Consider the following 13,414-nt stretch of genomic DNA (forward strand, 5'->3'; position numbering starts at 1 on the left):
ACTGGTTGCTCACCTGAGCGCTGGTGGCGCCGAACGACCTGCGCAGGCCGATCTCCCTGCGCCGCTCCAGCACGGCGACGACCATCGTGTTGGCCACCCCGACGCCGCCGACGAACAGGGCGACCGCCCCCAGCCCGAGCATGAGCCCGGTGAACGCGCCCGCCGCGGCGGCCTTGGCCTTCAACGCGTCCGACGGCCGGCTCACCTTGGCCTCGTTCGGGCTCTCCGGGCTGACCGTGCGGGCCAGCACCGCGCGCACGCTCTCCACCGCCTCGTCGGCCGAGCGTTCGTAGACGGTGGTGGGGTGGCCGTCGTGGTTCAGGTACTCCTTGGCCGCGGGAAAGCCCACCAGCGCCGACCGCTCGACCTCCTCGGCCAGGGGCGTCTTGTCCAGGACGCCGATGACCGTGAACCACCTGTTGTCGATCCAGACCTGGGCGTTGGGGGTGAGCAGGCCGAGCCGTTCCGCGGCCACCGCGCCCAGCACCACCACGGGCTGGCGTTCGGTGGCGGCGTTGAGCCAGGTGCCCCGGCGCACCCGGCCGTCGAGGGTGGTGAGCAGGTCGAGGCTGGTGGCCTGGACGGTGATGCCCAGGGAGATGCCGCTGGGGATGAGGTCGTTGCGGCGGACCGTGGTGCCGGTCTCGGCGGTCTGGCTGGCGCTGGTGACGCCGTCGATGCGCTTGACCATCTCGGCGGCGTTCTTGGGGAGCTTGACCTTGTCGCCGAAGAGGCTGTCGCCGGGGGAGACCCTGAGCAGGTTGGTGCCGAGCTCGTCGAGCTGGCGCAGCAGCTTCTCCTGGCTGGAGGCGGAGATGCCGACCACGGTGACCATGGTCGCGATGCCGATCGCGATGCCCAGGGCGGCGAGGATCGCCCGGGCCGGCCTGGCCCGCAGGCCCGAGGTGCCGAGCCTGGCCATGTCCGTCGTGCGCAGCCGCGCCGGGCGCAGCGCCGTGCTCATAGAACCCCCGTCGTGCCCATGAGAACCCCCGTCGTCATGAGACCTCGGACCTGACCAGGCCGTCGCGTACGCGGATGCGCCGCGGGCAGGCCATGGCCACCTCGGAGTCGTGCGTGATGATCGCGATGGTGATGCCCCGCGCGTTCAGCGTCCGGAACAGCGACAGCACCTCGGCGCCCGCCTCGGAGTCCAGGTTGCCGGTCGGCTCGTCGGCGAGCAGCAGCGGAGGCCGGCCCGCCACCGCGCGGGCGACCGCCACCCGCTGCATCTGCCCGCCGGACAGCTGGTTCGGCCGGTGCCCCAGGCGGTGGGACAGCCCCACCAGGTCGAGCGCCGCCTCGGCCCGCTCCCGCCGCTCCCGCCTGGACAGGCCGGTGTAGAGCAGGCCGTCGGCGACGTTGTCCAGCGCGGACAGGCTGGGGGAGAGGTGGAACTGCTGGAAGACGAAGCCGATGAAGCGGGCGCGGAGCGCCGAGAGCTGGCTGTCGGACAGCGTGCTCACGTCATAGCCGGCCACCCGTACGGTGCCCGAGGTCGGCCGGTCGAGGGTGCCCGCGATCTGCAGGAGCGTGGACTTGCCCGAGCCGGACGGGCCGACGATGGAGACCATCTCGCCCTTGCGGATGGTCAGGTCCACGTTGCGGAGGGCGTGCACCCGGCCGTAGGTCTTGCTGACCCCGCGGATCTCCAGGACGTTCATCGGCCCGACACCGTCACCTTCATGCCCTCGGCCAGCCCGGGGCCGCTCACCTCGACCCGGCCGTTGCCGAACGCGCCGGTCTGCACCGGCACCCGGCTGGCCGCACCCTGATCGACGACCTCGATGCCGTAGCCGCCCTGGGGCAGCGCCAGCAGGGCCTCCACCGGCACCGTGAGCACGTTCTCGGCCCGCTGCCTGGCCAACTCGACGGTCACCGGCGCCTCGTCCAGCGACCCGAGCGACTTGGCGGCCACTTTGATCTCCACCTCGACCGTGGCGGCCTTCTCCTGGTTGGCGGAGCCCTTGGCCAGCGTGGCCACCTTCGCCACCCGGCTGATCCTGCCGGTGACGCTCTTGCCGTCGGCCAGCTTGACGGTGACCTTCCTGCCCTTCTTGGCGATGTCCTGCTTGTCGGCGTCCAGGTCGATGCGGACCAGCCGGTCGGTGGCGGTGATGCCCAGGATCGGGCGCAGGTTCCCGACCTGGTCGCCGACCTCCACGTCCGTCTTGCTGACGCGGACCGCCTCGGCCAGGAAGACGACGTCCGCCGGGGTCACCCTTCCGTTCCGCTCCATGCCGTTCTTCTTCTGCCACCGCCGTACGGCACGGGCCGTCGCGTCGGTGAAGCGGTTGTCCACCGTCACGCCGCGGCCGAACCCGAGTGCGCGCAGGTTCTGCTCCAGCTGCTTGACGTCCGGGCCCTTCTTGACCCCGTCCCGCAACGTCCGGTACGCGGGGAGCTTGCCGTACATGAGGATGCGGGGGCGGCGGTCCACGGCGTAGAGACTTCCGCCACGCTTGATGACCTGGCCCTCGTCCGGCAGGCTGGTGATCGTCCCGCCCGCGGCGGCCTTGATCGTACGGCTGTCCGCGTACGTGAGCTTCCCGTCCACGCTCTCCTCGTCCACCAGGTCGCCCCGGGTGATCTCCGCGGTGGCGGCCGAGACCGGGCGCGCGGTCGGGGTGGGGGCCACCTTCGCCTGTGGGCCGGCGTCGAACAGCGCCGCCGAGGCGAACACGCCGCCCGCGGTGACCACGCTGCCGACGACCACGGTCCCCAGGGCGGCCACGGCTCCCTTGAGTCCCCCGTTCACTGGGTGCCCCCTTGTCCGGGCAGGTGCTGGATGCAGGACTCCGCCGCCTTCTGCAGCTTGGGGTCGTTGGGGTCGAGCTTGGAGTTGACCTGCGGCGGGTCGGGCATGTCGATGCCCTGCTCCCGCATGCACCGGGCGTACTGGATGAGCTTGTCGCGGGTCTTCGGGTCGTCGAGGGGGTTGGGGATCTGCGAGGTGTACTTCTCGCACGCCTTCAACGCCTTCTCCATCTTGGCCGGGTCCCCGGTGTACTTCCACGTCTTGTCCTCGGCGGAGCCGGGGTCGGGCACGTCGATGCCGTTCTGGCGCAGGCACTGGGCGACCTTGAGCAGCACGTCGTCGGGATCGACCGTGCCGGCCGGCGACGCCTTGGGCGCGGCCTGCCTGGCCGCGGCCGCCGGCGGGGTGCCGGCGATGGCGATCGCGATCGGGTTCTGCTCGTCCCGCTGGGCGCACCCGCCGACCAGCAGCGTGAGCACGGTGACGGCTATCAGGACTCTTCTCATGACGTACCGTCCCAGTCGAAGACGCGTCTGGTCACGACGTTCGCGACGACGGCGGTCGCGAGCAGCCCGGCCACGGCCGGCCAGGTGTCCGACAGCCGCCCCTGGTAGGCCTGGAAAACGAAGTCGTTGAGCTGGGCCAGCGGGTTGACCGTGGTGACCTGGTAGAACCACGGCGCCACGCCCTCCCAGCCCTCGCGCGGCACGCCCAGCCCGCTGCCGAGGAACAGCAGCACGAAGCAGAGCGGCGCGGCGATCCTGGCCCCGGTACGCGACATCCGCAGGCCGCCGAGCAGCAGCCCGGCGCTGACCGAGCAGTACGTCACCACCAGCAGCGCGCCCGCCAGGTAGAGCGGATGCCAGGAGCGGGGCAGGCCGTACACGATGAAGGTGACGGCCATGAACAGCACCGTGGACGCCGCCACCAGCGCACCGGCCACAACCGCCTGCGCCGTGAGGTACGACCCGTCCCGCATGGGGCTGCGCCGCAACCGCCTGAGCATCCCGGTGGCCCGCACCTCCGACAGGTGCAGCGTGAGCACGAGGATCCCGGCCGCCGCGGCGACGGTGCCCGCCATCTCGGGCAGCAGCCGGTCGATCACCCTGACCCCCGGCATCGCGCCGAACTCGATCGTGGGGAAGCGGAAGCCGATGACCAGCATCAGCACCAGCAGCACCGCGAACGGCAGCCCGAGCACGGCCAGCAGCACGACCGGCGTGCGCAGCAGCAGCCTCACCTGGGCGCTCACGAGCGTCCACACCGTCCCGGCCCCGCGCACGCCGCCCGAAGGCCGTTCCGCCAAAACTGTTCCGGCCATCTCATGCCTCCAAAGCGACCGGCTCGGGGACGGCCGACAGTGTGAGGTAGGCGTCCCTGAGCGTGGGCGGGCGGATCGACCAGACCCGGTCCCCGCTCATCGGCGACAGCTCCTGGATCGCCGCCTCCAGCGCCGGGCGCGAGCCGTACAGGTAGGTGGCCGAGGCGCAGGGCAGCACGCGCACGTCCCGGAGCCGGTCCACCCGCAGGTGCGGGGGCACGCCCATGACGAACGTCGAGCCGAGGAGCTGGACCAGCCTGGACGGCGTGCCCTCGGCCAGCACGCGGCCCGCGCGCAGCAGGATCACCCGGTCGGCCAGCCGCTCGGCCAGGGCCAGGTCGTCGAGCATGACGCAGACCCCGCCGTAACCGGTGCGCAGCTCGTCGATGGCCTGCTCGATGCGGCGCCCGCTGCCCTCCCTGAGCCCGGCCGTCGGGTCGTCGAGCAGGACCAGCTCCGGGTTGCCCACCAGGGCCAGGCCGATCATGGCCCGCCTGCGCTGGCCGTCGGTGAGGCGGCCGAAGCGCTTGGACAGCAGCGGCTCAAGATCGAGGAGGTCGATGAAGCGCCCTGACAGGCCGCGCGTGCCGTACAGGCGGGAGAACAGCCTGATGGCCTCGGAGACCTTCATCCGGTCCGGGAGGGTCTCGGCGCGCGGGGCGGCGGCCAGCCCCGGCGGCCGGCGGTCACCGGGGCCGACGGTCACGCCGAGCATCTCGATGTGGCCCGCGTCCGGCTCCTCCGCGCCGACCAGGCAGTCCATCAGCGTGGCGCCGCCGTTGCCCGGCGGGCCCACCACGCAGACGACCTCGCCGCGTTCGACGGTGAACGACACCTCCTCCAGGGCCGGCGATCTCGACAGGTCGGTGACGCTGAGCAGGGAGGTCATGAGGCCGCTCCAGGGCCGAAGCGGTCCGCGATCGTGGCGCCCACCTCGAGGTAGGTGTCCCGGGTGGCGGTGCGCAGCAGGTCGAGGTCGACCTCCGAGCCCTGCTCCAGGTGCGGGTCGAACGGCACGCCGATCACCGCCCGGCAGCGCTTGGTGAAGTGGTCCTTCAGCTCGGCGACGTTGACGGCGTTCCTGCGCGGGTTCTTCACCGCCGACAGCACCACCACGGCGCTCGCGGCCAGGTCCTGGTGTCCGTGGGCCTGCAGCCAGTCGAGGGTGGCCGAGGCGGACCTCGCGCCGTCCACGGTGACCGGGCTGACCAGGACGATCTGGTCGGACATGTCCAGGATCGCGCTCATCGCCGAGTGGAGCATGCCGGTGCCGCAGTCGGTGATGGCGATCGAGTAGAACTGCTCCAGGATCTGCGCGACCGCGCGGTAGTCGTCGGCGTTGAACGCCTCGGAGATGGCCGGATCCCGGTCGGAGGCCAGCACCTCCAGCCGCGAGGGCGCCTGGGAGGTGTACGAGCGCACGTCGGCGTAGCGCCAGATGCCCGCGCGGTCGTTGAGCAGGTGCCGTACGGTGGCCGGCGACTCCACCCTGAGCTTCTCCGACAGCGTGCCCCGGTCCGGGTTGGCGTCGACCGCGATGACCCGGTCGCCCCGGTGGTGGGCGAGCGTGGCGCCCAGGCCGATGGTCGTCGTGGTCTTGCCCACGCCGCCCTTGAGGCTCATCACCGCGACCCTGAAGTGGCCCGCGGAGACCGGCTGCCTGACGCGTTCGATCAGCTCCTGGCGGTGGCGTTCCGCCTTGGAGTCGCTGGGACGGATCAGCCCGCCGGACAGCGTGAAGACGGCCTTGCGCCAGCCCCCGGCGGGCGGGCGACGGCGGGTGCGCAGCAGCCGGTCCGGCCGCAGGCTCTCCGAGGACGTGCTGACCAGCGGGATGTCCGGCCCCGCCGGAGGCATGGGCGCGGCCTGCTGAGGCGGCGGGTAGACCGGCACCCCGGGAGCGGCCGGCGCCTCGGGATTCGGCCGGGCGTTCGAGGGCGGCCTATCCGGAATCGGCGGCATATCGGGAATTTGCGGGGCGGCTGGCGCCTCGGGCGCCGGCGCGACCTCGGGAGCGGCCCACGCGTCGGGAACGGGCGGGACCTCGGGGGCCGCCGGCTCTTCCGAGGCGTCAGGAGTGGCCAACCCCGGGGGCGGGTCCCAGGACGGCAGCTCGAACGGGGGCGGCGTGGGGAAGGAGCTCAGCGCGCCGAACGAGCTCAGGGAATCGATGGGGCCCGGCGGCGGTCCCACGGTGGAGGGGCCTTTCTTTCCGGGATCCTCGGAATTGTTCGCCGCGAAATGCCCGAGACGCCGCGAGGGATTGTCCCCGGACTCCTGCTGCCACCACAGGGGAGGCTCCGGAGCAGGGGGTGGCGCTTGGTCCGTCCCCTTGGACAGTTTCGGCGGCGGAAAGCGCATGGTGCGCGTGCGATCCGGATCCAGGTCGGCTTCTTCCCCGTTCACGTCCGCCGTGACCTCGTCATTGGTTTTGCGCTGAGGCCGTTCATCAGGAACGCCGTGCATGATCCACCAGTCCGCATCTGTGCGAATTTTCTGCGTGTGGTCGTCGAATTCGGTCACAGCCAGCCCTGTCGTCGTGCGGTGTGGACGGCTTCGTGATGGCCCGCCGCGTTGAGTTTGGTCATCGCGCTGGAAACGAGCCCACGTGCGATCGTCTCGGACACGTGGAGCTCAATGGCGATTTTCGTGATCGTGGCCCCCACGCCGGCCAGGCGCAGCGCGTCGCGCTCGCGGTCGGTGAGCGGGCTGTCCCCGGTCGTCATCGAGGCGACGGCGAGCTCAGTGTCGAGGTACCGGCCGCCGGCGGCCACCTTGCGGATCGCCGCGGCCAGCTCGTCGGCGGACGCGTCCTTGCCGAGGAAGCCCCCGACCCCCGCGGCCATCGCCCGGCGAAGGTATCCCGGCCTGCCGAAGCTGGTCAGGACGACGATCGAGCAGTGGCCGCCGATCCGCACCGCGGCGGACAGGCCGTCGCTCCCGGGCGGCTCGGCGTCGATGACGGCCACGTCGGGCCGGTGCCGCCGGACCGCGTGGACGATGTCGTCCCCATGACCGGCCTCGGCGACGACCTGAATCCCCTGCTCCAGGCTGAGCAGGGCGGCCAGTACCCGCCGAGTCTGCTGCTCGTCGACGGCGAGTAGAACTCGGATCGGCGACTCTGTGGACATACCAGGAGTCTGGCTCTGGGCCGTTTTACCCGGTAGGCGCCTATGTCATTGGGGCGATGTGACATCTATCATGCAGAGATCATGAACGGAACGCGACAAGCAGGCATTTAGCGCCTTCTGCCCGAAAAATCGCCCTGATGTGTTCCTGAGATGCCCGGCTTTATGGCGATCCGAAAGTCAGCTGCAAGTGGGGATCGTCACACTTGCGACAGCCAAGGTGAGTAGTGCCCACGAACGATGACAGAGCTGTCCGGTGGGAGAGATCGGGGAGCGAACCAGAGGGGGCATGTGCTGTTGATGCACTTTGGAATCCTGGGGCAACCGGCAATATGGCAACAAGGAAACGAGATCAGACTGGCCACCCGTCGATCGCGTGCGGTGCTGGCCCATCTGTTGCTGAGCCCCACTCGCTCGGCATCGGTTGACAGCCTTATTGACGCGATATATGGAGATACCCCAACCAAGAGTGCCAGAAACCAGGTGCACCGCGGCGTCGGCGAGCTCCGGCGCAGCGGTGTGACGATCGACGTACACGACAACATCTACAAACTTGAGGCGGCCGAGGAGAGCATCGACGCCTTCGTCTTCATGCGCATGTACGACCAGGCGTGCCTGCTCGCCGACAAGCGGGACCACGCCCAGGCCGCCAAGACCCTGGACGCCGCGCTCAAACTGTGGCGAGGCTCGGCGCTTTCCGGCCTCGACAGCGAGGCGTTCATCGCGGAGGCGGCCGTCTGGAACGAGCGGCGACTGGCCGCCATCGAGGCCCGCATCGACGCGGATCTGGCGCTGGGACGGCACCGCGAGGTGATCGCCGAACTCCAGCACCTGGCCGACCAGCACCCGCTGAAGGAGCGCTTCTGCGCCCAGCTCATGATCGCGCTCTACCGCTCCCAGCGGGGGAGCGAGGCGCTGCAGGCCTTCACCGACCTGGAGGAGCGCCTGAGGGAGGAGCTCGGCACGGATCCCAGCCCCACGCTGCGCGACCTGAGGCTGCAGATCCTCCGTCAGGACTCCGCGCTGGAGCTGACGCACCTGGTCACGGACGTGCCCAGGCAGCTGCCCGCCCGTCCGGGCGTGCTGGCCGGGCGGGACGGCGAGCTGCGCCGGATCGTCGAGGGGCTGACCGAGCAGGAGATCTCCCCTCTGGTGGTGGTCACCGGCTCGAGCGGCGCGGGCAAGACCGCGGTGAGCCTGGAGGCGGCGCACCGCGTGGCCGGTCGTTTTCCCGACGGGCAGCTGTTCGCCGACGATCTCGACGACCCCGGCAAGGTGCTGGCGGGCTTCCTGACGGCGCTCGGGGTGGCGGCCGAGGAGATCCCCGAGGGCGCAGGGGCGCGCGCCGCCCTGCTGCGCAGTGTGCTGGCCGTACGGCATGTGCTGATCGTGCTGGACGGCGTGACCGACCCCGGGCAGGTGCGGCCGTTCCTCCCCGGGCACGCCGGCTGCGCCGTGCTCGTGACCACCAGCTCGCCGCTGGCCCTGCCACGCGGCGCCGTCACGGTGGACATCTCTCCACTGGACGCTCCTGCGGCCAGGACCCTGCTGGCCACCGGGGCGGGCCGGCAGCGGATGCAGGCCGAGCCCGCGGCGGCCAACCGGATCGTGAAGCTGTGCAACGGGCTGCCGGTGGCACTCGACATCGTGGCGGCCAAGCTGGCCGCCCGGCCGCACCTGAGCCTGCAGCGCCTCGCCGAACGCCTGTCCGACCCGGCGCGGATCCTCGGCGAGCTCCGGCACGGCGGCAAGAGCATCGCTCCGACGCTGCTGGGCGGATACCAGGCGCTGCCCGCCGAGCTTCGCTCGCTCATCCGCAGGATCGGTTACCTGGGCATTCCCCAGGTGACCGCCGTGATCGCCGCCGCGCTCGCGGACGTCCCCGTGGACACCGCCGAGGAGTTGCTGGAGGAGCTGGCCGAGAGCCACTTCGTCACACCCTTGCCGGGTGGCGAGCGTTACCACTGCCACGAGCTGCTGCTCGGCTTCGGCGCCGCCCGCGCCCGCGTGGAGGACGACGAGCAGGCCCTGACGGCGGCCGTGGGCCGTGCCTTCGGCGGCTGGCTGGCACTGACCGACGCCGCCCACGCCTCCATGCGCGGCAAGGACAACTCCATCCCGCGCGGCACGGCGCCCCGCTACCGGCCCGCCGGGGCCCGGGCGCGGACGGGGCAGGGCTCGGCGTGGTTCGAGGCGAACATCGACATCAACCTCGCCCTCGTACGCCGCGCCGTGGCCTTCCCCGAGACCTGCTGGGAACTGGCCATCGCACCGCTGGCGTTCTTCGAGGCCGGCGCGCGCTTCGACGTCTGGCTGGAGTCGCACCAGATCGCCCTGGCCAGCGTCACGAACGCGGGCAACCTGCGCGGGCAGGCCGTCCTGACGTACTCGCTGGGCTACCGCGCGCTGCTGGTGGGCGACTACACCGGCGCGGCCTACCGCCTGGAGGAGGCGCTGGCGATCTTCCTGCGCCTGGGCGACGATCACGGCCGCGGGCTGACCCTGCGCCTGATCGGTGACCTCGACCGCATCAACCAGGCGCCCGCCACGGCGCGGGAGGTCTACCAGGAGGCCGTGGCGGCGCTGCACCGCAGCGGCGACGTGCTCGCCGAGGCCGACGCCCTGGCCGGGCTGGCGACGGTGCTGCACAGCACCGGCGAGGAGGCCGCCTCGCGGGCCTGCCTGGACCGCGCGCTCAGCCTGTGCCGCGACGCGGGCAGCCTGCGCAGCGAGGCCCGCATCCGCCGCGCGGTGGCCATGCACGCGGCCAAGGCGGGAACGCCGGAGAAGGCGTACCCGAAGCTGATCGAGGCACTGGAGATCGCCATCCACATCGGCGACCGGGTGGTGCAGTCCGACATCCTGCTGGACCTGGGGACGACGCGGATCCTGCTCGGCGACCCCAAGGCCGCCTACGACGACCTGGCGACCGCCGAGGAGATCGCCCGGGTCTCGGGCATGAAGCGCACCGCGTTCAGGGCCAAGCAGGCCCGCGCCTTCATCAACGGCAACGCCCTGGCCGCCCAGGGCACCTGGCCACCCAGGGCGCTTGACACCAGCGGCTTCGGGGCGAGAGACGCGTGATGGAGACGGCTTAGGGGGTGAGGCACGCGCGACGGGGACGGCTTTGGGGGCGAGGCGCGCGTGACCGGGACGGCTTTTCGGAGGGCCGCCCGGACGCGTGAAGGGGGCGGCTTCGGGGGCCGCACGGCGGGTGCGGCGCGGCCCGGTGTGCGGGCGCGCACGGGTGGTCCGGGGTGGTGGCGGTCACGAAGGAGTGGCCGAAAACGATTACACGAAGCCGTGGCTAGCAGGCCTCGTCCCTGATATCGGCGGCGTCGGCCGCGTCGGCGGTGGCCGCGTTGAAGGCCGTGCGCAGGCTGCGCTCCTCGGTGAGGCCGAACAGCGCGATGCCCGCATCGCGGGCGATCTCGCCCAGCTGGTTGGAGGTCAGGCCGCTGATCAGGATGCGCTGGCCGTTGGTGTCGAGGATCTGCCCGCCGGCCCGGCTCACGGCGGCGCCGAGGGCCTGCGGCTGATCGGACAGGACGCTGAGGGCCTGCGGCTGGAAGCGGTCGATGAAGGCCCCGGCCGAGCCGCTGCCCACGACCTTGTTCCGCGCGATCACCACCAGGTCGTCCACCAGGTCTTCCAGCTCGGCCAGCAGGTGGCTGGCGATGAACACGGTGCGCCCCTCGTCGCGTAAGCGGCGCAGGACGTTCTTGATCCAGGCGATGCCGTCGGGGTCGAGGCCGTTCATGGGCTCGTCCAGGATCAGGATCTCCGGTTCGCCGGCCAGCGCGATGGCCAGCGCGAGGCGCTGCAGCATGCCGCGGGAGAAGGCGCCGGTGCGCTGACCGGCCGCCTCGGTCAGACCGACCCGGTCGAGCAACTCCTCGGCGTCGGCTCCGGCGCCGGCCAGCCGGGCGGCCCAGCGCACGCTGTCGACGGCCCGGCGGCCGGGGTGCGTGCAGTGGCCGTCCAGCACCGCGCCGACCTTGCGGCTGGGAACCGGCCACTCGTGGAGGGGCTTGCCGTCGATGAGCGCCGAGCCCGAGGTGGGGTGGACGAGTTCGAGGAAAAGGCGGAGCGTCGTCGTTTTTCCCGCCCCATTGGGCCCCAGAAAGCCGGTGATCGCCCCCGCCCGCACCGCGAAGCTCACATTGCTCACCGCTACCAGTGAGCCGAATCGTTTGGTGAGGTTCTCTGCTCGCAGCATCGGCCTCATGCTCAGCGCGCCCCGTTCCGTTGCCAGCCGAGGATTGGGGGCGCCATATGGAAATTGCCCGCAACTCCCCAAGTTGGCGCAATTGTGTTGATCACAGCTTGGGGCCACATGTAAACACCGGCTCAACAGGGTGTCAATACTGCCACGCCGGGACCGGTGCCAGGAGGCGTCTACCATGGTCGGTGTACGGTCGGCGCTCGGCTCCTGCATCGCCCGGCGCCGACCGTACCTCATCGGTCACCGTGCGCGGTGGCAGCATGTGGCCATGGCGCGCATCCACGACATCGTGCTCGACTGCCGGCATCCCGCCTCTCTCGCCCGCTTCTGGGCGCAGGCGCTCGAGGGCTACGAGGTCGCTCCCTACGACCAGGCCGAGCTGGAGCGCCTGCGGAGCAACGGCATCGACGATCCCGAGGACGACCCGAGCGTCCTGGTGGAGGCGGGGCCCGGGGTCAGGCCGCGCTTCTTCTTCACGCTCGTGCCCGAGCCCAAGGCGGTCAAGAACCGCCTGCATCTCGACCTCACGGCCGATGACACGGAGGCGGAGGTGCGCAGGCTGGTCGGGCTGGGCGCGCGCGTGCTGGCCGAGCGCGACGCGTGGGTGACGATGGCCGATCCCGAGGGCAACGAGTTCTGCGTCATGCGCTGACACCGGGGGTACCAGGGATCTTCCGTCCCTTGACAGCAGCCACGCGTCCGGATTTGTGTCATTTCTGGGGTCGGTCCTGGGACTGGATGTAGGTGCGGACGGTGGCCAGGTTCGCGCCGCCGGTGGAGCGGGCGTAGTAGGAGCGGGACCAGAAGTGGCCTCCCACAGGTAGTTGCGGAGGTGTGCACTGTACTCCTGGCGTAGATCGCGGGCGAAGACGCCCTTGAGGCTGCTGACCAGGGTGGACAGGGCGACCTCGGGCGGGTGGTACACGAGGAGGTGGACGTAGCCGTCGGCGCCGTTGAACCCGGCCAGCTCGCATTCGAACTTCTCGCACACCTCTTTCATGATTTGTTCGCAGCGAGGGTTTTCCAACCTGAAGTCGCAGGTCATGGGTTTGTCAGACCGTCCATTGCGGGGCGTACTCCAGGTGGATGTCCTGCCCGCCGCCTGGATCCAGATTCGGCCAGTAGAACAGTCGGCAGACGTGATAGTTGCAGGCGCCCGAGATGTACAGCGAGGTCGCGGCAGCGGGCGGCCCTTCCTTCGCCACGGCGAAAAAGTGACGGGCCGGCTGCCGAAACGCCGCAGTGCTGCCGGTCAGAAACAGCGTCTCGGCATGCACGCGCTGGTGAAGTATGTCCTTGTTCTCCCGGTAGTTCAGGGCCCGGTAGTCGATCTCTTCGTCGGCGGGTAGGTCGGTGTCCGGCACACTTGCTGTCCGTATTTCGCATGGGGAGCTTCCCGCGGTGATCCGCTTTCGTACTTGTTTCCAGCGGGAGGGCGGGAACTGCAGCGAGTGGTGGACCAGCACGAGATCAAGCGGCCGGTCCGGGCACCTCTCCTCCTTGTCCCAGTCAGGGTTGATCCCAGGGGCGGCCGGAGTGGCACGCGTCGGCAGGTAGACCAAAGAGCGTGGCGATCGGGCCGCGAGCAGCCACAGCGCGCCGATCCGCCGGCCATCTATCCGGTCCACATACATGTCATATTGGCTGCCGGTGTCGTAGAGTGCCCCGTTGGTCAAAGGTTTGGCCGGGCGGATCACCCGGAATTCCGAGGTTCCCAGCCGCACTCGCTGAATGGTGATCTTCACCTGTACGATCATCATTGATGCCTTTCATCCTCAGGCTGCCTGTGCGACACGGTGGTTTTGCAGGGCGGCGATGATCCTGCTGGTTAACTCGCGACACGCGGTTGTAGGTTCGTGACCTGAGTCTTTGGCGTCCGGGATCATGCGGTGCGCGGCCGGGTTTCCCCCTCCTCCCGGTCGTGGATGGAGTGGTCGGTGTCGATGCAACCCCGGTCCTGGCCGGAACCGGACCCGGTGTCG

At 70.5% G+C, this 13,414-nt stretch carries 12 protein-coding genes and 1 pseudogene; 2 read left to right on the plus strand and 11 right to left on the minus strand.

From position 1 onward, the window contains the following. The 8 genes from ABN273_RS58170 to ABN273_RS58205 form a co-directional block, all read right to left on the minus strand. Positions 1-964, minus strand: a 964-nt coding sequence (locus ABN273_RS58170; protein ID WP_349458384.1) for an ABC transporter permease, incomplete at its 3' end; no start/stop codon positions are given. A gap of 34 nt (positions 965-998) precedes the next feature. Further along, a complete protein-coding gene (locus tag ABN273_RS58175) occupies positions 999-1,664 on the minus strand; it encodes an ABC transporter ATP-binding protein (RefSeq protein WP_349458385.1) in 666 nt (221 codons plus the stop codon). Continuing rightward, complete coding sequence (locus tag ABN273_RS58180; protein ID WP_349458386.1) at positions 1,661-2,758, minus strand: efflux RND transporter periplasmic adaptor subunit; 1,098 nt, start codon at positions 2,756-2,758, stop codon at positions 1,661-1,663. The genes ABN273_RS58175 and ABN273_RS58180 overlap by 4 nt, the downstream gene beginning before the upstream one ends. Beyond that, complete coding sequence (locus tag ABN273_RS58185; protein WP_349458387.1) at positions 2,755-3,264, minus strand: hypothetical protein; 510 nt, start codon at positions 3,262-3,264, stop codon at positions 2,755-2,757. The genes ABN273_RS58180 and ABN273_RS58185 overlap by 4 nt, the downstream gene beginning before the upstream one ends. Continuing rightward, on the minus strand, positions 3,261-4,079 hold the full coding sequence (locus tag ABN273_RS58190; RefSeq protein WP_349458388.1) for an ABC transporter permease: 819 nt from the start codon (positions 4,077-4,079) through the stop codon (positions 3,261-3,263). The genes ABN273_RS58185 and ABN273_RS58190 overlap by 4 nt, the downstream gene beginning before the upstream one ends. A 1-nt stretch (position 4,080) precedes the next feature. Then, positions 4,081-4,968 (minus strand): ATP-binding cassette domain-containing protein, encoded by an 888-nt coding sequence (locus tag ABN273_RS58195; protein ID WP_349458389.1) that lies wholly within the window; start codon positions 4,966-4,968, stop codon positions 4,081-4,083. Continuing rightward, the gene (locus tag ABN273_RS58200; protein WP_349458390.1) at positions 4,965-6,272 is read right to left on the minus strand and encodes a MinD/ParA family ATP-binding protein; all 1,308 of its coding nucleotides are present in this window, start codon (positions 6,270-6,272) and stop codon (positions 4,965-4,967) included. The genes ABN273_RS58195 and ABN273_RS58200 overlap by 4 nt, the downstream gene beginning before the upstream one ends. A gap of 326 nt (positions 6,273-6,598) precedes the next feature. Further along, positions 6,599-7,210 carry a response regulator gene (locus tag ABN273_RS58205; protein ID WP_349458391.1) on the minus strand — a complete coding sequence of 204 codons (612 nt, stop codon included), beginning with the start codon at positions 7,208-7,210 and terminating at the stop codon, positions 6,599-6,601. 480 nt (positions 7,211-7,690) lie between these two features. On the opposite strand from ABN273_RS58205, the gene ABN273_RS58210 reads away from it, so the two are divergent. Next, complete coding sequence (locus ABN273_RS58210) at positions 7,691-10,291, plus strand: AfsR/SARP family transcriptional regulator (RefSeq protein WP_349458392.1); 2,601 nt, start codon at positions 7,691-7,693, stop codon at positions 10,289-10,291. 223 nt (positions 10,292-10,514) lie between these two features. Here ABN273_RS58210 and ABN273_RS58215 read toward each other — a convergent pair whose 3' ends face one another. Next, complete coding sequence (locus tag ABN273_RS58215) at positions 10,515-11,426, minus strand: ABC transporter ATP-binding protein (RefSeq protein ID WP_349458393.1); 912 nt, start codon at positions 11,424-11,426, stop codon at positions 10,515-10,517. Between the two features lie 184 nt (positions 11,427-11,610). Between ABN273_RS58215 and ABN273_RS58220 the strand changes: the two genes are divergently transcribed. Further along, positions 11,611-12,084: a VOC family protein gene (locus ABN273_RS58220; protein WP_349458394.1), complete on the plus strand. Its 474-nt coding sequence runs from the start codon at positions 11,611-11,613 to the stop codon at positions 12,082-12,084. A gap of 58 nt (positions 12,085-12,142) precedes the next feature. Here the strand turns inward: ABN273_RS58220 and tnpA are convergent. Then, positions 12,143-12,477: pseudogene (gene tnpA / locus ABN273_RS60195) on the minus strand (IS200/IS605 family transposase). A 7-nt stretch (positions 12,478-12,484) separates the two neighbouring features. Next, entirely contained in the window at positions 12,485-13,177 is a 693-nt protein-coding gene (locus ABN273_RS58225) for a hypothetical protein (RefSeq protein WP_349458395.1), read from the minus strand. Positions 13,178-13,414: the final 237 nt, after the last annotated feature.

This window comes from Nonomuraea sp. B19D2, from assembly GCF_040137845.1.
GTDB lineage: Bacteria > Actinomycetota > Actinomycetes > Streptosporangiales > Streptosporangiaceae > Nonomuraea.